Origin of the sequence: Methanosarcina sp. (assembly GCF_028693135.1) — an archaeon.
Classification (GTDB): domain Archaea; phylum Halobacteriota; class Methanosarcinia; order Methanosarcinales; family Methanosarcinaceae; genus Methanosarcina.
The window spans coordinates 22353-40843 of the sequence record NZ_JAQUVZ010000033.1 but is presented as its reverse complement, the minus strand read 5'-3'; the positions used below and the strand labels follow the sequence as shown (position 1 = coordinate 40843).

General features: G+C 44.8%; 20 protein-coding genes. 10 read left to right on the top strand and 10 right to left on the bottom strand.

All coding sequences use genetic code 11. From position 1 onward, the window contains the following. Positions 1-37 precede the first annotated feature (37 nt). From PHF18_RS13285 to PHF18_RS13275, 3 genes are read left to right on the top strand one after another with little or no spacing between them, the layout of a single operon-like run. Positions 38-1252: an iron ABC transporter substrate-binding protein gene (locus PHF18_RS13285; RefSeq protein ID WP_300103647.1), complete on the top strand. Its 1215-nt coding sequence runs from the start codon at positions 38-40 to the stop codon at positions 1250-1252. Positions 1253-1270: 18 nt separating this feature from the next. Then, positions 1271-2344, top strand: a complete 1074-nt coding sequence (locus tag PHF18_RS13280; protein ID WP_300103644.1) for an iron ABC transporter permease — start codon at positions 1271-1273, stop codon at positions 2342-2344. Beyond that, the gene (locus tag PHF18_RS13275) at positions 2341-3135 is read left to right on the top strand and encodes an ABC transporter ATP-binding protein (RefSeq protein ID WP_300103641.1); all 795 of its coding nucleotides are present in this window, start codon (positions 2341-2343) and stop codon (positions 3133-3135) included. Before PHF18_RS13280 ends, PHF18_RS13275 begins: the two co-directional genes overlap by 4 nt. A gap of 196 nt (positions 3136-3331) precedes the next feature. Here PHF18_RS13275 and PHF18_RS13270 read toward each other — a convergent pair whose 3' ends face one another. From PHF18_RS13270 to PHF18_RS13250, 5 genes are all read right to left on the bottom strand, one after another. Beyond that, a complete protein-coding gene (locus PHF18_RS13270; protein WP_300103638.1) occupies positions 3332-3790 on the bottom strand; it encodes a 30S ribosomal protein S15 in 459 nt (152 codons plus the stop codon). Positions 3791-4150: 360 nt separating this feature from the next. Continuing rightward, entirely contained in the window at positions 4151-5389 is a 1239-nt protein-coding gene (locus PHF18_RS13265; protein ID WP_300103635.1) for a hypothetical protein, read from the bottom strand. A gap of 192 nt (positions 5390-5581) precedes the next feature. Next, positions 5582-6139, bottom strand: a complete 558-nt coding sequence (locus PHF18_RS13260; protein ID WP_300103632.1) for a hypothetical protein — start codon at positions 6137-6139, stop codon at positions 5582-5584. Between the two features lie 10 nt (positions 6140-6149). Then, positions 6150-6806: a hypothetical protein gene (locus PHF18_RS13255; protein ID WP_300103630.1), complete on the bottom strand. Its 657-nt coding sequence runs from the start codon at positions 6804-6806 to the stop codon at positions 6150-6152. Further along, positions 6803-7033: a hypothetical protein gene (locus PHF18_RS13250; RefSeq protein WP_300103628.1), complete on the bottom strand. Its 231-nt coding sequence runs from the start codon at positions 7031-7033 to the stop codon at positions 6803-6805. Before PHF18_RS13250 ends, PHF18_RS13255 begins: the two co-directional genes overlap by 4 nt. 70 nt (positions 7034-7103) lie before the next feature. Between PHF18_RS13250 and PHF18_RS13245 the strand changes: the two genes are divergently transcribed. Next, positions 7104-7370 carry a hypothetical protein gene (locus tag PHF18_RS13245; RefSeq protein ID WP_300103626.1) on the top strand — a complete coding sequence of 89 codons (267 nt, stop codon included), beginning with the start codon at positions 7104-7106 and terminating at the stop codon, positions 7368-7370. Between the two features lie 245 nt (positions 7371-7615). On the opposite strand, the gene PHF18_RS13240 is transcribed toward PHF18_RS13245, so the two are convergent. The 5 genes from PHF18_RS13240 to hisS all read right to left on the bottom strand — a co-directional run bounded on the left by PHF18_RS13240 (position 7616) and on the right by hisS (position 12580). After that, a complete protein-coding gene (locus PHF18_RS13240) occupies positions 7616-8602 on the bottom strand; it encodes a hypothetical protein (RefSeq protein WP_300103624.1) in 987 nt (328 codons plus the stop codon). Between the two features lies 1 nt (position 8603). Beyond that, the gene (locus PHF18_RS13235; RefSeq protein WP_300103621.1) at positions 8604-9710 is read right to left on the bottom strand and encodes an ABC transporter permease; all 1107 of its coding nucleotides are present in this window, start codon (positions 9708-9710) and stop codon (positions 8604-8606) included. Further along, the gene (locus tag PHF18_RS13230; protein ID WP_300103619.1) at positions 9711-10460 is read right to left on the bottom strand and encodes an ABC transporter ATP-binding protein; all 750 of its coding nucleotides are present in this window, start codon (positions 10458-10460) and stop codon (positions 9711-9713) included. Between the two features lie 4 nt (positions 10461-10464). Beyond that, positions 10465-11076, bottom strand: coding sequence for a TetR/AcrR family transcriptional regulator (locus tag PHF18_RS13225; RefSeq protein ID WP_300103617.1), 612 nt, complete (start codon positions 11074-11076; stop codon positions 10465-10467). Between the two features lie 268 nt (positions 11077-11344). Then, the gene (hisS, locus tag PHF18_RS13220) at positions 11345-12580 is read right to left on the bottom strand and encodes a histidine--tRNA ligase (protein ID WP_300103615.1); all 1236 of its coding nucleotides are present in this window, start codon (positions 12578-12580) and stop codon (positions 11345-11347) included. A gap of 469 nt (positions 12581-13049) precedes the next feature. On the opposite strand from hisS, the gene cobD reads away from it, so the two are divergent. The 6 genes from cobD to PHF18_RS13190 all read left to right on the top strand — a co-directional run bounded on the left by cobD (position 13050) and on the right by PHF18_RS13190 (position 18491). Beyond that, positions 13050-14540 carry a threonine-phosphate decarboxylase CobD gene (gene cobD / locus PHF18_RS13215; RefSeq protein WP_300103613.1) on the top strand — a complete coding sequence of 497 codons (1491 nt, stop codon included), beginning with the start codon at positions 13050-13052 and terminating at the stop codon, positions 14538-14540. Further along, entirely contained in the window at positions 14537-15535 is a 999-nt protein-coding gene (locus PHF18_RS13210; protein ID WP_300103611.1) for a cobalamin biosynthesis protein, read from the top strand. Before cobD ends, PHF18_RS13210 begins: the two co-directional genes overlap by 4 nt. Positions 15536-15724: 189 nt before the next feature. Next, a complete protein-coding gene (gene cobZ, locus PHF18_RS13205) occupies positions 15725-16267 on the top strand; it encodes an alpha-ribazole phosphatase CobZ (protein WP_300103609.1) in 543 nt (180 codons plus the stop codon). A 17-nt stretch (positions 16268-16284) separates the two neighbouring features. Continuing rightward, on the top strand, positions 16285-17121 hold the full coding sequence (gene cobS / locus PHF18_RS13200) for an adenosylcobinamide-GDP ribazoletransferase (protein ID WP_300103607.1): 837 nt from the start codon (positions 16285-16287) through the stop codon (positions 17119-17121). Then, complete coding sequence (locus PHF18_RS13195) at positions 17106-17717, top strand: NTP transferase domain-containing protein (RefSeq protein WP_300103605.1); 612 nt, start codon at positions 17106-17108, stop codon at positions 17715-17717. The genes cobS and PHF18_RS13195 overlap by 16 nt, the downstream gene beginning before the upstream one ends. 66 nt (positions 17718-17783) lie before the next feature. Next, a complete protein-coding gene (locus PHF18_RS13190) occupies positions 17784-18491 on the top strand; it encodes an ABC transporter ATP-binding protein (RefSeq protein ID WP_300103604.1) in 708 nt (235 codons plus the stop codon).

Here is an 18491-nt window from a genome sequence, read left to right as displayed (position 1 = left end):
GTAATACTCTTTCTCTAGTAAACTAGAGGAAAGTAACATGAAAATCTCCCCCTGTATTAAATTAACTAAAATTATTTTTATTGGAGTGCTTATTGCTGCCCTGATTGTAAGCTCAGGGTGCACTAGCAAATCCACTCCCGTTGAGGACGAAGAAAGCGTGACTCCAGCAGAGTCTGCAGGAATCACCACAGGAACCGATGAATTAGCAGAGTCTGCCGGGACCGTTATCACAGATGGATTCGGCAGGAGTGTAACCATACCTGAGAAAGTCGAAGAGGTCGTCTGCTCGGGGGCAGGATCCCTGCGATACCTTGTATACCTGCAGGCTCAGGACCGAGTAGTCGGAGTTGACAGCCTGGAAACGAAGGAGTCGGAGATAGAAGGCCGACCTTATGCCCTTGCAAACCCGCAGCTTAAGGACTATCCCCTTATCGGCGAGTTTAGGGGCAATGATGACCCCGAAAAGATAATTGTGATCAATCCTCAGGTTATCTTGAGAGCCGGCACAACTGGCCAGTCCCCGGCAACAAGCGCCGCTGAAGCCGACACTCTTCAGGATAAAACCAACATTCCGGTAATCTCATTCCCTTACGGGTCTTTGAATAATGAGGAGAAGAAAGCCGAAATGTACAGTTCATTCCGGATAATGGGTGAGGTAGTGGGTAAACAGGAAAGAGCAGAAGAGGTCATTGCTTATATCGAAGCTGCGATGGAAGACCTCGAAAACAGGACTGCCGACATTCCGGAATCCGAAAGAAAGACAGTCTATGTCGGAGGAATAAGCAGTGCAGGAGCTCACGGGATAATTTCCACAGAGCCGGCTTATTCGCCATTCCTCTGGGTGAATGCAAATAACGTTGCAGCCGGAATGGGTGCAGACCATGCGGATATTGCCAAAGAAGCCCTGGTAAATTGGGACCCCGAGTATATCTTTATCGACATTGGTACCCTCCAGGCGGGCAACGAAGGAGCTATCGGAGAACTCAAGACCGATCCGTCACTCAAAGGGCTTTCAGCCGTGAAGAATGGCAATGTTTACGGAGTAATCCCCTACAACTTCTACAGCACCAACTATGAGTCAGTGCTTGCAAACGCTTATTTTGTAGGAAAGGTACTCTATCCGGACCGATTTGAGGATATCGATCCTGAAACCAAAGCAGACGAAATTTATACATTCTTCGTCGGCAAACCTGTGTTCTCTGACCTGAACGGACAGTACAATGATACGGGTTTCAAGCAGATTCTGCAGTAAGATGGAGGGTATAAATAAGTGCATTTTGCCGATGGAGCAGTACCCGAAGATTACCTCGTATACGTACGGAGGAAGTACTTCTGGATTATGGGGGGGTTCCTGCTCCTCTTCATTATGTTTATCTATTCAATCTCGGTAGGAGCGGTGACAATACCTCCTCGTGAGGTATTACAAACCCTGATGGGGCAGAGTGTCTCTGATGCATGGGATTCGATTATCTGGAACATCCGCCTCCCTCAAGCCCTGGCTGCAATAGTAGCAGGAGCCGGGCTCTCAGTTGCAGGGGTGGTAATGCAGTCTATCCTGCGCAACCCGCTGGGGTCTCCGTTTACTCTCGGCATCTCAAACGCCGGAGCTTTCGGAGCTGCCTTTTCGGTAATTGTTCTCGGGACAGGAAAGATGCAATCGAGCGTTGCAAACGCCGTCATCATCAACAACCCTTACCTGACCACAATGGTAGCTTTCATTTTCTGTCTTCTCGCCACAGGAGTGATCCTGCTCATCTCCCGGATCCGCGGATCCTCACCCGAAGTAATGGTGCTTGCAGGCGTTTCGCTGTCTTCCCTCTTTACCGCAGGGACGATGTTCTTGCAGTACTTTGCTGACGATACCCAGCTTGCAGCAGTTGTCTTCTGGACCTTTGGCGATGTTGGAAGAGTGAAGAACTGGATGGAACTGGGGATCATGACCGGGGTTGTCCTGTTGTCAGTCATATTCTTCATTGCCAACCGCTGGAATTACAACGCAATCGACGCAGGGGATGAGACTGCAAAAAGCCTCGGTGTCAATGTGGAAAAGATCAGGCTTATAGGCATGATTATTGCTGCACTGGTCTCGGCTGTAATTGTTTCTTTCCTTGGTGTTATAGGGTTCGTGGGGTTGATCTGCCCGCACATGGTAAGACGGATCATAGGGGATGACCAGAGATTCCTGATCCCGGGCTCAACCCTCCTTGGAGCAATTCTCCTTCTGGTATCGGACACCGCAGCCAGGCTTATAGTGTCACCATATGTGCTTCCCGTCTCTATCCTTACTGCTTTCATGGGAGCACCGACTTTCATTTACCTGCTTATTAGGGGGTATAAACGATGATTCTTTCTGTAGATGAACTCCAGTTTTTATATCGTAACCGTAAGATCCTGCATGAAATCGCCTTTTCAATCGATGAAGGCGAAGTTGTCGCAATCCTGGGTCCCAATGGGGTTGGCAAGACTACCTTGTTAAAATGCCTGAACAGGATCCTCAACCCGAGAGGGGGAACAGTCCATATAGACGGGGAAAACCTTTCCGACCTAGGGACAATGGAAATTGCACGCCTTATCGGATATGTCCCGCAGCGCGTAGAAACAGGAAGGCTGACGGCTTTTGATGCAGTCCTGCTGGGGCGGCGGCCCCATATCAAATGGGATATCGCAGAAAAGGATCTCAAGATCGTTGATTCGGTCTTCAAGTTACTCTCTATGGAAAACCTGCGCCTGTCCTATATCGACGAGATGAGCGGAGGTGAACTCCAGAAGGTAGCAATAGCACGTTCCCTTGTCCAGGAGCCCAAAGTCCTTCTCCTTGACGAACCGACAAGCAGTCTCGACCTGAGGAACCAGGTGGAGATCCTGGCAGTTATCAGGCAGATAGTCCTTCAGCACAAGATTGCGGCTGTGATGACAATGCATGACCTCAACCAGGCTTTCAGATATGCAGACCGGTTTATTCTCTTGAAGGGAGGGAAAGTTCACGCCTATGGAGGAGCAGAAGTAATTACCCCTCAGGTAATCGAAGAGGTATATGGCCTGCCAGTCGTTATCGGGGAAATTTCAGGTATGCGGTGTGTGGTTCCGGGGAGCCCGGTATGGGACTGCAAAATAAGCTACGCTGCAAGCAAATAATGATGCAAAGATGCAGTAATAAAAAAGCGGCACAACGGCACAACTGTGGGCAAAAAAACACTGGGTTGCGCTTTCTGACGCCTCGTATCAGAGGCACAGGAAGGATTTAACTTCTTAAAAAGAAAAGAAGGAGGTTTGCCGGAAAGGCAAACTCAATCCTTAAATGGAAAAATCCCTTGAGTGGAAATTTCCAGGTTTATCTGGTAATCATCATTTCTGCGGTTTCAGGCTTGTAGAACCAATCTCTCGGAAGTACCTTTTCCTGTTTATAGTACTTAACAAGCCTTCTGACCTTGGATTCTGTAAGGTTGAGGGAACGCTTGTTGTGGACGTCTTTCTTGTTAATCGAAAGGTGTTTCCTCAGTTTCAGAGCCTTCACGATGAGGTTGGTAAGGTCTTCAGGAATGTTAGAATAAACGTTGTTTTCCTTGAGGATTGTTGTGATCTTCTTGCCTGTGACAAGCTTGGCGTCAGGGACTCCATAGCGGTCTCTTAAAATCATTCCGATTTCGGATGTGGAGACACCCTGTTTCCAGAGGTCCAGTGTAATTGAAGTGACTTCGTCTGCTCCAATCTTGCACCACTCAGGTGCCTCGGTTCTGTTAGGCCTGGTGGAACCTGAATTACCTTTTCTTTTGGTATGCATTTTTGCCATATCTGATTCTCCTGATATTAATTGATCGATACCCGAAAGAAAAGCTCTTCGGGCTGAGGTTATATCTTTACCGATTATAACGGACCAACACATCGATCGGGAGATTTTAAATCCGCCACATCAAACTGCTGCGTGGCTTTTTCCAGGAACTCCTGCAAAAGCGTAATTGTTTCGGTAAAAACATCACTAGAGATTGCACCATATAATATATACTTTGTGTCGGGAAATCCAGGAAATAAATTAAAAACATAAAAATAGGATCAGAGCCTTTTCCGGCGAAAAGATTTTCTGAAACAGGCTCTTCTACCCTTTAACTCTCCTCTTAACTCTCCCTCTTAACTCTCCCTCTTAACTCTCCTCTTAAAATGGTTTCCAGAGGTAAAGGACTATTCTTGCCCCTCCGGGATTTATCTGCCTGTAAATTGATTCTATCTCTGTATCTCTTAGAGCCTGAGCCTCAGAGAGGTCTTCAGCCTCGAGTATGGCACAAACAGTCTCGTTAATCTCACCTGAAAATTCAGCTTCGAGTTCTGCCCTTATCTCTTCTTTGATATGGTCCGCCAGCAGGGCTTCAAGTAGAGAGATTTCTGTAGTGGATGCATTTTCAGAATAAGTTTCGGAATTGGGTGCAAACCCTGTTTCAAGCAGTTCCGAAAGATAGGCATTAAATTCGTCTTCTGTTGAGGGGGAATTTTCCTCGCCCGCGTTTTCAGAAACCCCGTAAAGCAAGGTCTCAAAAGACTCATCTGCTTCCTCTCCGAAAACCGACCCCAAATAATCTGACGGGAAAAGCAACTCAATAGCTGTCTCTTCTCCTTCAAGAGCTGCAGCATCAAGAGAAGCATTAAAAGCCTGGAAAAGGGCTGTTGAAGCCTCTTCTTCAGAAGCGTTATGTGAAGCTTCAAGCACGGAATCATTCACACAGGCGAGAAGGGCATCCTTAGAAGGCGCACTTGCATAAAGAGGCATGGATAGTTTTGTACTCTGTCGGATAGCATCCTTAGGAGGTTCTTCTCCGATTATAAGTTCACTCTCAAGAGGGAAGGCTTCCACGGGATGCCAGTAAGCTTCAAAGCGATAAGAAAACCTCCCTGCAACCTTTCTGTCCAGATAAGCAGCTATAGTTTCAGAAGCCTGGTCGGAATAGTCCTCAGCCAGTGGATTGAGCGAAACGGCTGAGCCGTTGTTTGACAGGGTAAGGGATATTGCCAGGTATTCGGCTGTCAGGTCAGCCAAAGTCCTGTGTTTCTGTTCCTTTCCGAAAAGGGTGTGAGCAGGACTTTCCACAACCGAGTTTTCGGGGACTGAAATGTTAAGTGCCGAAAGAGGAGAGATTTCGTACTCGAAGTCCTCAAGTTTGCAGGAAAGAAAGGATTCGAGCAGATAAGAGTCCAGTTCTGAAGAAGTCACATATCCGGCTGCAATATACTGTTCATCAGCCTGCAGGGAGGGCATAAGAAGGATCCCGGAAAGTGAAATTAACACAAGCAAAAATAGGGCATCAAAAACTGTAGAATAAGCTGAAGATTCCCTAATATAAACAGAATACTCCTTAACAGCTTCTCCCTTTACTTCTAAATTATTTACACTTTGTGACACTCCGGAATTTTGAAAAATTCTCAAAGGTTTCATATATTTCACCTATTTCTGTCCTGAATTGGATTTCCTGTCAAGGGTCGGTCAATTCCTGCTTTCGAGGTTTACTCCTGCTTGATTCTGTGCTTGATCCTGTGCTTGATCCTGTGCTTGATCCTGTGCTTGATTCTGTGCTTGATCCTGTGTTTGCCCCTGTCACATCCACGGAGTTTTATACATCACTACAGTAAGAGTTCCGGGGACCGATTCTGCGGGATTCAACTCGATAACAACCGGTACTGAAGCCGCAACCTTTTCCTGTTTTCCCATGAGATACCCGGGTTCGACAATTTCAGGATCGATGAGCCACTGCCAGCGCCCATCTCCTGTCCTAATTTCAACCAGAAATGGGTAGTTTCCGGAAAAGGCTGCAAAAAATTTCATTCTTTCATCCTGTCCGTCGGGGCCTGAAAGCTTATCAAGAGCTGAGGCCGAAAGTATCCCAGGACTTTCGGCTCTAAAGGCAGGCGCTTCTGTCAGTGTGCCTGCAAGAAGGGAAGCGCTTTCATAGTTCTCAAGGGCAAAAGAGCTGTCCTCATATCCCATGTATGCCCTGGAGAGAAGAGCTGCAAAGACCACGAAGCCTATGACAGCAAGAGCAGTGGCAAGAAGGTCGGAGTGGGGTTCAAGGGTTCCCCTTTCATCCCTGAGGATTGAAGTGTCAGACTTTTCCCAAAATTTTCTTCCAGCTGCCAGTAAATTATTGATAAACAAAGACCCAACCTTATTGGTAGACAAGGACACAACCAAAAGCAGAAACCCCCTCACTGTCCTTCACATAAATAAGTTCTTTCTTTATGGAGATGCTTTCACCTGCGTTTAAAACCGCTTCCTCAGTCCCGGAGACTTGAAGAAAAGCCTTGATTTCCAGAAGATCAGCTGTTAGGGGAGAGCCTTCACTCCCCTTAGCCCCGAATTTTGTATTCAGCTTTTCCCGGAGTACGGACTCGTTGAAAGGCAGGACCCTGAAGGCAAAGGGCCTTACAGCACTGAAACTTTTTTCGTCGTATTTTGCCTTCAAATGGACATACTCTCCTGAAACGCAGACCTCTATATTTTCCCCGAAGGGAGACGCCAGAAAGACTTCATTCTCATCAAAACGAAAGGAAAGCTCCTCCTGATTCCCTACCTGATTCCCCACCTTATACCCCTCCTGAAAACTTTCTGCTCCAGCTTGATCTACTACGGTTTTGAAATCCCTTGCAAGGAAATCGAGCTGTTCCTGTGCCTCAAGACCTTTAAAGCCGGCAGCCAGTTGAAAAAGGGCTGCAAAGAGGATTACGCTGGCAAGAATAAGTGCCGCTTTTGAGATTAAAAAATCAGCCCATGCCGAATCATCCCCTAAAAAATCCTTTACCATACGGAGTTCTCCTGGCCTCATGTTTTATCCACAGTTTCGGTTTCAGAGATCAGTACGAAAAGCCTTCCGGACTCAGGCTCGATCTTTGTTGAAAGGAGTACTCTGTGCCTGCCCGGTCTAAGTGAGAAGGGTCCGTTAAGCTCCTGATTCGAAAAGGAAGCAACTGCGGGATAAAAGGTTGACTTTCCTCCTGTGGTGATACAATAATTATCCGCATCTTCAGGCCAGTTCCCCTCCCGACCAGGCAAAGTCCCGAAGTCTACAGATGCCCCTTGAGGTATCCTTATCTCAAAGGCAATTTCACTCCCTTCTCCGCGTATGGAGAGCTGTTCGGCAGAAGCTGTTAGTTTTGAAACCTCATCCAGGGTCTCCTGTTCCTTTACCTCCTCCAGAAAACCAGAAAGATGGACTGCAGAGAGAAGCAGAAGTACCGCAAAGAGAATACCCGTAAATGTAAGCCTGAAAGGAAGCCCGCATACAGCAGACTCGTCAGTTTCAATCGACCCGACTAAAATTGGAGCCTTATTAGACGTAACTACCTCCCCTCCCCCTCAAACTATGAAAAATTTTGGAAAGCATTTGTAATAAAATTTCGTCTGTTTTCCTATAAAAAACTTGTTCTTTTGGAAAAATGACAAATAAGATAATGAAAAGTCCTTTCAGTAAATAGAAAAATTAATTTAAAAATATAAAATCACAATATGAACTATAAATCAAATTGGAGTTCGCAGGTTTTCGGTTAAGTGAGCTATAAAGGCAAGAAAACTCCTTAACCGAAGTTTAAATCTATTCACTCAGATTTTACGAGCAAACCAGAGGGCTATTTTTCGTTAAATCCATCCGAAGAATCTCTGGAACAGTCCTGATTCTTTCACCTCTACCGGAGCCTGGAGGGGATCGGAATATTTAATGTCACCTTCTGGGGTTTCATATCTCACTACAGTATCTATTCCATACATTTTAGGTACAGCTGCGCTATCTGCCTTAATTTTAATCTTTGCAACAGCCGTGCTTCCGGGTGCTATAGTAGATAAGAATGCCATACTATCAGTTGTGCTTAGAGGGTCAGACGGATTAATTATAGCTTTAACATTTCTTGCCTCTTCCTCACCTGTATTTTTAATCTCTATCTGGACCACGCCCTCCCCCCCGGCATAAATACTTCCTGTAGTGTTTACGATCTCAAAATCAGCCTGATTTTTTACTTTAATCTTTAATATCTGGTTCTGGTTCATGATTCCATACCAGTGATTCACATCATAGGTCTGAGCAACAGAATCCGCATTTGTTATTTGCGCATTCTTCTGGTAGTCATAAGAGAGATTCAAGTAGAGGTTGTATTCTCCTGCCTTTGCCTTTTTATCTATTTTTATATCGAATTTTGCTGGCGTCAGTGCATTTTCTCCACTTTTTATAGTACCTATTTGCTGGCTAAGTGATTTTACCTCAACCGGACTGCCCGGGTCGACTGAGAGAGAAGCGACTACACTTAGGGCATCCACTATATTGCTCTCCAGCTTCATTTCTGTCCTGGCAGCATAGATTTCATCTGAATCATAAGGAGTCCTGTCATTCTTAAATCCTAATAATTTGCCTTTGTTCATTAAATCAATATTCAAAGTAGCTGTTTGATCCCTCTCGAATTCATTACTGCCAATAATGGTAGCATTAAGATCAGGACTACCGTAAACATCATAATAGTTTTTCCCAAGATCAAAGCTTTGAGGGATATTATAATTATCCGGCGTATTAGAAGCGCCTGCTACGCATGATATCATAGAAATTAATAGCAGAGAGATTATTATCATTTTTTTCATTTTATGCTTCCCTCCTAAAAAGATGGACACCTGCAGTGAAAGTAATAATTGCAAACAGTGAAAGTATTATTAAATCAGTAGATACGGCGTTCAACCCCTGACCCTTTATCATAATAGTACGCATAGCATCAATTGCATAAGTCAGAGGCAAGCAATAAGCTATATAACGCATCCAGTCAGGGACCGAACTCAGGGGAAAAAATACACCTGTAACAAACATTGCTGGCATAGTAACAAGCATGTTTAATTGAAAAAAAGATTCCATATCTTCTACCATTGTCGACATGACAATTCCCATCCCTACGCCACCAAGAGTGAAAATAACAAGCACCAGAGAAACTAGGAGCCAGCTACCATTCATATTGAATCCCAGCAAAAAATATGCTGCAAGTATCAGGATAACAGCTCTGCCTAATTGCAATATTAGCTGGTATATCGTTTTCCCGAGAATCACAGATCTCTTGCTGACAGGCGTCATTAACATACGGACAAGTGTACCATCTTCTTTTTCTCCTGCAATAGCAGAACCCGTGGTTGCTACAGAACCCATAAACACAGTAAGGGCTATAACGCCTGGTATGAGAAAGTCCAGGTATTCAAGATTTCCGTAAATATTGGGCACGTTTAAGGTGATTGATCCTGCTTTTGCCAACAACTGCCTCATAAAATTTATTATTACGCTGCTTGTTGTAACGTCTGATGAATCAGTCAGAAGTGTCAAAGTCATGTTCTCATTTTTCGCTACATTATCGCTATAATCCGGTGGAATTATCAGAACGCCTTTGTACATTCCGGCATCTATTTTACTCTCGGCTTCCGACTGAGACATGTCCTTTGTGTAGGTTACCGAGAACATTGGACTTCCATCGTATTTGGCGGTATAGCTTCCGATTTCCTGAACAAGGGAACTTGAGGCTCTGCCCGTATCGTCATTGATTATGAGAATGGGAGCTTCTTTGACTGTGCCACCCATACCGTAGCCAAAAAAGACTATCATGATAATAGGGAATAAAATCAAAGGAATTAAAAGAGCTTTTTTTCTGGAAAGTATTTTGAATTCCTTTTTCGCTATTATCAATGAATCCGTTAGCTCAGTCACGATTGTCATTTAATCACGTACCTCTGCTCCTGTAAAGTGTACAAACACTTCCTCAAGATTTGTACTTCCAGTATTTTCCTTCAAACGTTCTGGGTCATCAAGAGCTACCATTTTGCCTAAGTCCATTACAGCAACCCTGTCACAGAGATTATCCGCCTCCTCCATGTAATGGGTTGTAAAAATCAGGGTTTTTCCTTCCCCGTTGAATTTTTTAGCGAGTTTCCAGATGACATTTCTGGTCTGGGGGTCAAGACCGGTTGAAGGCTCGTCCCAGAATAAAATTTCGGGGTCGTGTATTACTGCGGAGATTACTGAGAGGCGCTGCTTCATGCCACCCGAAAAGCCTCCCGTAAAACGGTCGGCACTGGCTTCCAGACCCACAAGTTTCAGATAGTAATCGATTCTCTCTTCCATGATCTTTTTTGGAACATTGTACAGATTGCCCATGAGTTCCAGGTTCTCTCTGGCGGTAAGAAGCGGGTAAAGGCTGAGCTTCTGCGGGACTATACCAATGATTGGTCTTATCCTGTCATCCTCTTTTTCAACATCAAAGCCTGCAACTTTTACACTGCCTTTTGTAGGTTTTAATAATGTTGTCAGCACTGAAAATGTGGTGGATTTGCCAGCTCCATTTGGGCCTATCATTCCAAAAATTTCTCCTTTGAATACATCGAAGCTGACATCATTCACTGCGGTTATTTCCCTTCCTCTTGAATGAAATCTCTTTACAAGATTCCTTACCTCAATAATTGGTTCCATTTGCTCACCTGGTCTTCACATCATCGACCTTCAGGATGCCTTTAGTAAATATGTCTATAAACCTTTCAATCTCCTCATCGTTTTCACCCACAAAACTGTCACCGAATACTCCTCTTACTAAGGAAGTGTAGACAAAATAACTGATAAAAGTTATTGATGCTGATCGAGGATTGATGTTTCGCATTTTTCCATTTTTTATTTGCAACTCAAAGTATTCGCTCAGGCGAGTTATGTTCATTTGAAACACAGACGACAGAATCTCAGCGACTTCGGGTCTCCTTCGTCCTTCTTCAAACAACATGAACATTAACATACGGCGTCTACCATCCTCCTTATTTTCCCTCATGACTTTTGAAACATTTTTGCCCAGCGTACGAAGGTCTGTCTCGATGTCTGCATCTTTTTCTGGCTGAAATAAATGGTCCAGTGATGAAAATGCAGCCCTATTCTTGAGCAGGACCTCTCTCAGCAAATTCTCTTTTGATTTAAATTTTCGGAACAGAGTCACTTCGGCAACATTGGCCTCTTCCGCGATTCTGCGAGTAGTTGCACCCGTGTATCCTTCGCTGGCGAATATCCTCAAAGCCGCTTCAAGGATTCTTTGTTCTGTACTCATTAAGAATGTAAGTAAGTAATTACTTACATTTAAAGATGGTGATTATTTTTTATCAGTAGTCCCATGTATCCTTTTAAGTAGTCCCATGTATCCTTTTATATCCACTACCTAAAAAACGTAAGATTGGAATATAACAAAACTAAACCAAACTAAAATTAAAAAAGAGAACCTTATGAAATCAAATTGCGGGGGCCATCCCACTCTAAACAGGCTGTCCAACAATTCAATTTCAGGGTAAAAAGATAATAAAAAGAAAAAGCTTTCAACTTTAGTTACGTGAAACCTTTTCAATAACTTCTTCCAGTGTCAAAAACTCCTGTTCTCCGGATACCATATCCTTGAGGGTCAGTTTTCCTGCCTCGAGTTCTTTTTCCCCGACTATGACCACGTAGTCGGCATTGATGGTATTTGCATAGGTGAGCTGGGCTTTGAAATTACGCTCCATGAGGTCTATGTGGACAGGCAGGTAATTCCTCAGGGTAGTTGCAAGTTTTGCAGCTTCCAGATGAGTTTCGGGTTTTGAGACCAGCACAAGATTTTTGAGTGCAGGAGGTACGAGCGGACAGATCTCCATTATCCTGTCAAAACCTATCCCAAAGCCCGTAGAAGGCACATCTCCACCTCCGAAAAGCTTTATAAGCTGGTAAGAGCCTCCCCCGCAGACCTGTTTCTGGGCGCCAAGACCTTCGGCATAAACCTCAAAAACCATACCTGTGTAATAGTCAAGCCCGCGGGCAATCCCGAAATCAAGCGAGTAATTGACGCCGTATGCATCAAGAAGTTTAAGGGTCTTTTCAAAGCTTACAAGCTCAGGGATGTTCCCTACTATTTCTTTTGCCTGCGGGAGGGTGTACTTGCCTTCAAGGTGTATCAGGCGGAAGATGTCGGACTTCAACTGTTCTTCTGCTCCAATTTCCTCAAGCAGGGCTTCAAGGCCTGCATACTCTTTCTTATCCACAAGCCTCATGACCTTACTTACGATCTCAGGTTCAAGCCCTTTTAAAAGGGTACGGATCACTGCAAGGTTTCCGATCTTCATGTCGCCCTGAATGCCCGCAGCTTTTAACAGGGCATCAGCAAGGGCAATAACTTCAGCATCAGAGTCGGGTCTTCCGCTTCCGATGAGTTCGACCCCGAACTGCCAGAATTCCCTGAAACGACCTTTCTGGGGACGTTCGTAGCGGAAACAGTTTTCAAAGTAGAATAACTTCAACGGCTTGGGGAAAGGCTGAAGTTCATTTACATACATCCGCATGACAGGAGCCGTAAGTTCCGGTCTGAGGGTCAGATCCCTGCCTCCTTTGTCCGTGAAGTTGTAGAGCTCCCCTATAATACCTTCTCCGGACTTAAGGGTGAAAAGGTCCAGATGTTCAAACGTGGGCGTAATGATCTCACTGTAGCCCCAGTTACGGACAACATTTCGCATAACGCTTTCCACGTACCTTCTCCGGGCAGTATCTGTGGGTAAAAAGTCCCGGGTCCCTCTTGGCCTGTTGACTGTCATTTTTTAATACACCTGGTATATATCGAATTTAGAGAATTTATGCTGAGACATAATCGCTGATTCGGATAAATAACTCATATACATTTAATAAGCAGCATATAAAGCTCTTGTAAATAGCCCATATCCATTCTTAATCTGTAGATTTACAACATATTCTGCGGTTGCACGGAAGCTGCTCTGTTCCTCTCAGCTATTCTGGATGGAGTAGTCAAAAACAAGCTATTTTACTTTTTCGTTATTTGCCTTTCAAAGTTAAAAAATATGGGTACATATCTGAGTTAGAAAAGCATATTATATAAAGGGATAAAGACAATTATAATATAATTATTATGTAAAATAAAGTAGAATGGATTCCAAAAGGTAGAGTTTTCGCAATCAAATAACCATAAAGCAAATAAAGGCAAGTTTGCACTGGTTAATATAATAAACAACTTAATATACATGATTACACTAAATATTTGCGATCACCGTGTCCGAGCAAAGAAATGTACCTCTGAGGAAGCATCTGCTGGCCCTAAAGCCCTGCCTTCATGGAGGGCTAATTCAAGAAACGTCTGAGACTTACGGGATTCCTGAAAGCGAAATTCTTGATTTCAGTGCGAACTTTAACCCGCTGGGAAGCCCTTTTGACTATCCGGAAAATGAATTAAACTTTGGCGAGATTCTTAAAAACAGCCTTGAAAAGTTCATAGAGTATCCTGACAATAGATATATGGCGTTCAGGGAAGCTGCTGCCAGATTTGTAGGACTCGGGGTAGCTCCACATAATATCATTCCTGGCAATGGTTCAACGGAAATTGTCAGGCTTGTAGTTGAATCTGTGGTAGAAAAAGGAGACAAGGTCCTTTTACCATGGCCGACTTTCGGAGAATATGAGATGCAGTGCCGGATCATGGGAGCAGAGCCGGTACATCCTGCACAGGAAGAGGTACATACACTCTCGGATGAGATGCTGGATAAAGCAAAGATCCTTTTTATCTGTAACCCGAACAACCCGACGGGAAAACTCCGTAGCAGAGAAGAACTTAAAGCTCTTGCAGAACGTTGCAGGGAGCATAAAACGCTTCTTTACGTAGACGAAGCTTTCATTGAGCTATCCGATCCTTCAAAGAGCGTTGCAGACCTTCCTGCAGACAACGACTATGTTTTTGTCATGCGCTCCCTTACAAAAGACTTTGCGATCCCCGGGATCAGGATGGGATTCGGGATAGCTTCTCCGGATATGGCTGAGATCCTGAACACAGCAAGGCTGTCCTGGAACCTCGGAGCTATTGCAAACACCACAGGAACCGCACTTCTCAATATAGAAGGTGGGATTGACAGCCCATACCTGAAAAAAGCAAGGGAAATGATCCTGGAAGAAGGGGAAAAGCTCAAAGCCAAACTTGACAGGATAAGGGGCTTTGAAGCCGGGGAAGTAAATGTTAACTTTATCTGTGTCAACATCAGCAAATTCATGCTTAACTCAAGTGAACTGGCTGCACGTCTTGCAGCCCGTGGAGTCCTTATCAGGGACTGCGTCTCTTTCCATGGTCTTGGAAAAGATTACATAAGAGTTGCAGTCAGGACCGGAGAAGAAAACGACAGGCTCATTGCTGTAATCGGGGACATTATCGTCGAGTGGGGCAGAGAACAGGCAAAGAACGAATTGCAGCACGTAATCGAAAAAGCCAGTGAAGAAGGCATTGGAGGCAGGAAGACATGTGAATATTACCCCTGCCATTTTGAAGGCCAGAACTGCACCTTCTGCTTCTGCCCGTTTTATCCCTGTGAAAACGAGAAAACCGGAGGAAAATGGATCAAGAGCTCAAGAGGCGGCAGAGTCTGGAGCTGCGTTGACTGCCACCTTGTCCATAAGACCGAAATCGCCCAGAAGATCCTTGACTGCCTTATGCAGGAAGGAGACACCGACGAACTTATAAAAGTAGCCTGGAAACAAGTAATGGAGCCTATTTTATGATTATCCCTGACAGCGGGCACCTTGCTCTGGTACTTCTGCTCGCTGCAGTCATAGACATTGTTTTAGGTGAACCTCCTGCTGCAGTTCATCCCGTTGTCTGGATAGGAAAATTAATCAGTTTTTTGAAAAACGCAGCCCCAAAAACCCATCGAAAAATCTATGGTATGGCAATGGCTCTTTGCTGTGTTTTCTTCGCATCTTTACTGGGCTATTTCGTCCTCTACATTGCAGCCCTTCTTGCAGCCTTTCCAGGAATTCCGGGCATTTTAGCACTCTTTATAGAAGCCTATTTCCTGAAAGCCACCTTTGCAATCAACTGCTTGCTGAGCCCTGCCAGGAAGATTTACAAACACCTTGAAGAAAACCAGCTGGAAAAAGTAAGGGAACTGCTCCCTATCTACGTAAGCCGGAACACCTCCAAACTGACAAAAACTCAGATGTCTTCTGCAGTTATTGAATCAGTTTCCGAGAATTATGTGGACGGCATCCTGAGCCCGATTTTCTATTACGCACTTTTCGGAGAAATCGGGCTTGTGGCCGCATACGCCTTTAAAGCCATAAGCACCCTTGACTCGATGGTAGGGTATAAAACCGAGCCTTACAGGGAACTGGGATACTTCTCAGCGAAGTCCGATGACGTGTTGAACTGGATTCCTGCGCGGCTTTCAGTTATCTTTATCCTTGCTGCAGCCTTTACAGTATCCTTATTCCCTAAAAACGGAAGAAAAATCAATCCCCTTGACAGCATAAAGACAGCTATCGAAGATGGAATGAAGACTCCGTCCCCCAATTCCGGCTATCCAATGGCTGCTACTGCCGGGGCTCTGGGAGTTAAACTTGAAAAACCCGACACTTATGTGCTGGGAGCTTCATACCCACCTACCGAAGTAAAAGATATAAAAAGGGCATCCCAATTAATAGCAATTGCTTCAGGGTTTTCACTTGTTGCGTTTGTGGCAGTGATCCAGATAACGGGAATTTACCTGTATCTGTGACCTATAAATGTACCACCATTAATCTGAACCCCTTAATTAGCAGTAAAATCCATTATAGATCCATTAAGGTAACCGATATAAAGGCTTAAAATATATTTATCTTCTTAAGAGAATTAATTTCAAGATCAACAATTTTAAGAATTTAATAAATCCTAAAATAACCGTTTTAACAACCCCGGAGTGATCAGTATGAAGTTATCCGATATTGAGGAAAGGGACCTGAAAAAAGGGCAGCCTGAAAAAATAGAGGGAAAAGCTACCGTCGATATCCTTGATGTCCTGGCTGAAGAAGGAATAAGTATCCAGGACCTTTCGAACACAGCTCTCGAAATGTATGTCCCTCACCCCGGACTTGAGACCAGGGAAAAAGCTGAAGCTCTGTTTAAAAGGGAACTAAAATTCGCTCTTTCGGACCCGAACCTCTGCCTTTTGATTTATTCCGGGGTCCTGCTGGAGAGAGAAGGCAGAGCCGGAAACCTTCCAAACCTCAGCAAAAGTTCTTATGAAAAAGACCTGAGTTTCATAATCGCTGATGAAGTTCTGGGCAACAGCATCGCAAACTATATAAGCGGCTCTAAAGGGACATTCGAGTTTGTCAGGTATGACAAACTAAAACCCGGAATCCTTGCAAATCTGGGGCCTTTCATGGACGACGTGATAGGAGGGCTTATCGGAGGGGTTTCCTCCAATATGTATTCAAGAGGTATGGCAGAGTTTGAAACAAACGACTAAAAAACAGGCGATACATTATGAATTCATATTTACTTGCATTTAAGTCGGGTTTTGGCTTCCTATCCACGATCCCTGTAGGAATCAGTATGGAAGGGATCGATGAACTCATGAAAAAGATCTACTTCTACCCTGTCGTGGGAGCCGTACTTGGGCTTCTCATAGGGGCAGTTGCATACGTAGGGCAGTTGATTTTCCCGGGTCCCGTTCTGGCAGCTCTTATTATGGGATCTGTATATTACTTTACAGGCTTTAACCACCTTGACGGGGTCACTGACATGGGAGACGGCTTTATGGCCCACGGGTCCCGTGAGAAAAAAATCAAGGCATTGAAAGACACGACCCTTGGGACAGGAGGAGTTGCTTTCGGCATGCTTGTACTGCTCACCTTTTACGGTTCCATAAGATCGGTTCAGGACGAAGGCATTACTGCTTTTGGTTCTAATCTTCCGCTTCTTATGTTCGGGTCCATGTTTATAGCGGAAGTCAGCGCCAAACAGTCAATGTTAACAATTGCAGCTTTTGGAAAACCGCTCCCACGGCCGGAAAAACAGGCATATCCTGGCCTGGGGGAAATGACCATAAACGGGGCAACCCTAAAAAATTTCCTCATAGGATTTGTCTTTGGAGCAGTTGTATGTTCCCTGCCATTTGGATTGATAGGGCTGCTTCCCTACCTTGCAGCATGTATCTCGTCCCTGGTGCTCCTGAACCGAAGTTATTCACACTTTGGAGGCTTAAACGGCGACGGAATAGGTACTGCTAACGAAATTGGCAGGTTAACTGCCCTGATTATTATTGCGGTTATCCTCAATCTTTCATTAAACACCGGAGGTCTGGAATGGACGCTATTGTAATGGCAGGAGGGTTCGGGCAGAGGCTTGGAATGGGGGAAAAGCCCTGTGTTGAATTACTCGGAAAGCCACTCATTACCTATGTGATAGATACCCTTAGATCCACAAAAAGTATAGATAGAGTGTTCGTAGCAGTCTCGCCTGTTACCCCAAAGACTGAAATCATGATCCAGGAACGCTATAAAGGCGAGGTTAAGGTAATCAGGACCTTTGGAGGAAACTATGTCGGGGACATGATCCATGCAGTGGAAACTGCAGAAACGACGGGACCAGTAATGATTATTATGTCCGACCTTCCCCTGATAGATACCGAGCTTATTGATTCGGTAATCCGGAAATACATGGAAGAAGGAAAGCCGGCACTTTCCGTATATGTCCCTATCAATGTATGTAAGGGAGCAGGAACCAGGCCGGATACCGTATTTAACAAGGATGGAAAACTCATCGTGCCTGCGGGAGTAAATATCCTTGACAGTTCTCAAATCCGAAGCGAACAGGAAGACTTTAATCTGATACTTGATAATCCCAAACTAGCAATAAACGTAAATACCGTTAAAGACCTGCAGCGCTGCAAGGATTTGCTGCAGTGCTCAAACTAAATTCTGCAGTGTTCAAACAAAAATTTGCTAGAGGTGTCATATATTTTATCCTTAAAAAACCTGATATTGAGCCGGGATGGGAAAAAACTTCTGCGTGGGGTCAACCTTGAAGTAGGGGACCGGGAAATCCACAGCATCATCGGCGCAAACGGCGCAGGGAAAAGTACACTTGCCTACACCCTTATGGGGCTCCAGGGTTATGAATATGAAGAAGGCAGCATCATTTTTAACGGGGAAGATATTGCGGCGCTTTCGATAACCGAACGTGCAAAAAAAGGCATAACCCTTGCCTGGCAGGAACCCGCCCGTTTTGAGGGGTTAAAGGTCAGGGATTACCTTGCGATAGGGGCAAAAGGTAATGGAGGCATCACGGAAGAGGAGATAAAGGAAGCCCTCAGGAAAGTCGACCTGAAACCTGAAAAATACCTTGACAGAGAAGTAGGCGAGGCGTTGAGTGGGGGCGAAAGAAAGCGAATTGAGCTTGCCTCTATCATTACCATGAAGCCGAAACTTGCAATCCTTGATGAACCGGACTCCGGAATTGACGTGGTTTCCTTAAAAGAAATTGTCTCTCTGATCCGGGCACTCAAGGAAAACGGCTCGTCCGTGCTTGTAATTACGCACCGGGAAGAAATTGCAGCCGCCTCGGATAAAGCATCCCTGATGTGCGAAGGGGCAATCCTCAGGAGCGGGGACCCCCTGGAAATCAGCGAGTTTTTCAAAAACAGATGCATACCCTGTGATAATAGGGTATCGCCCCCACAGGTGGTCTGA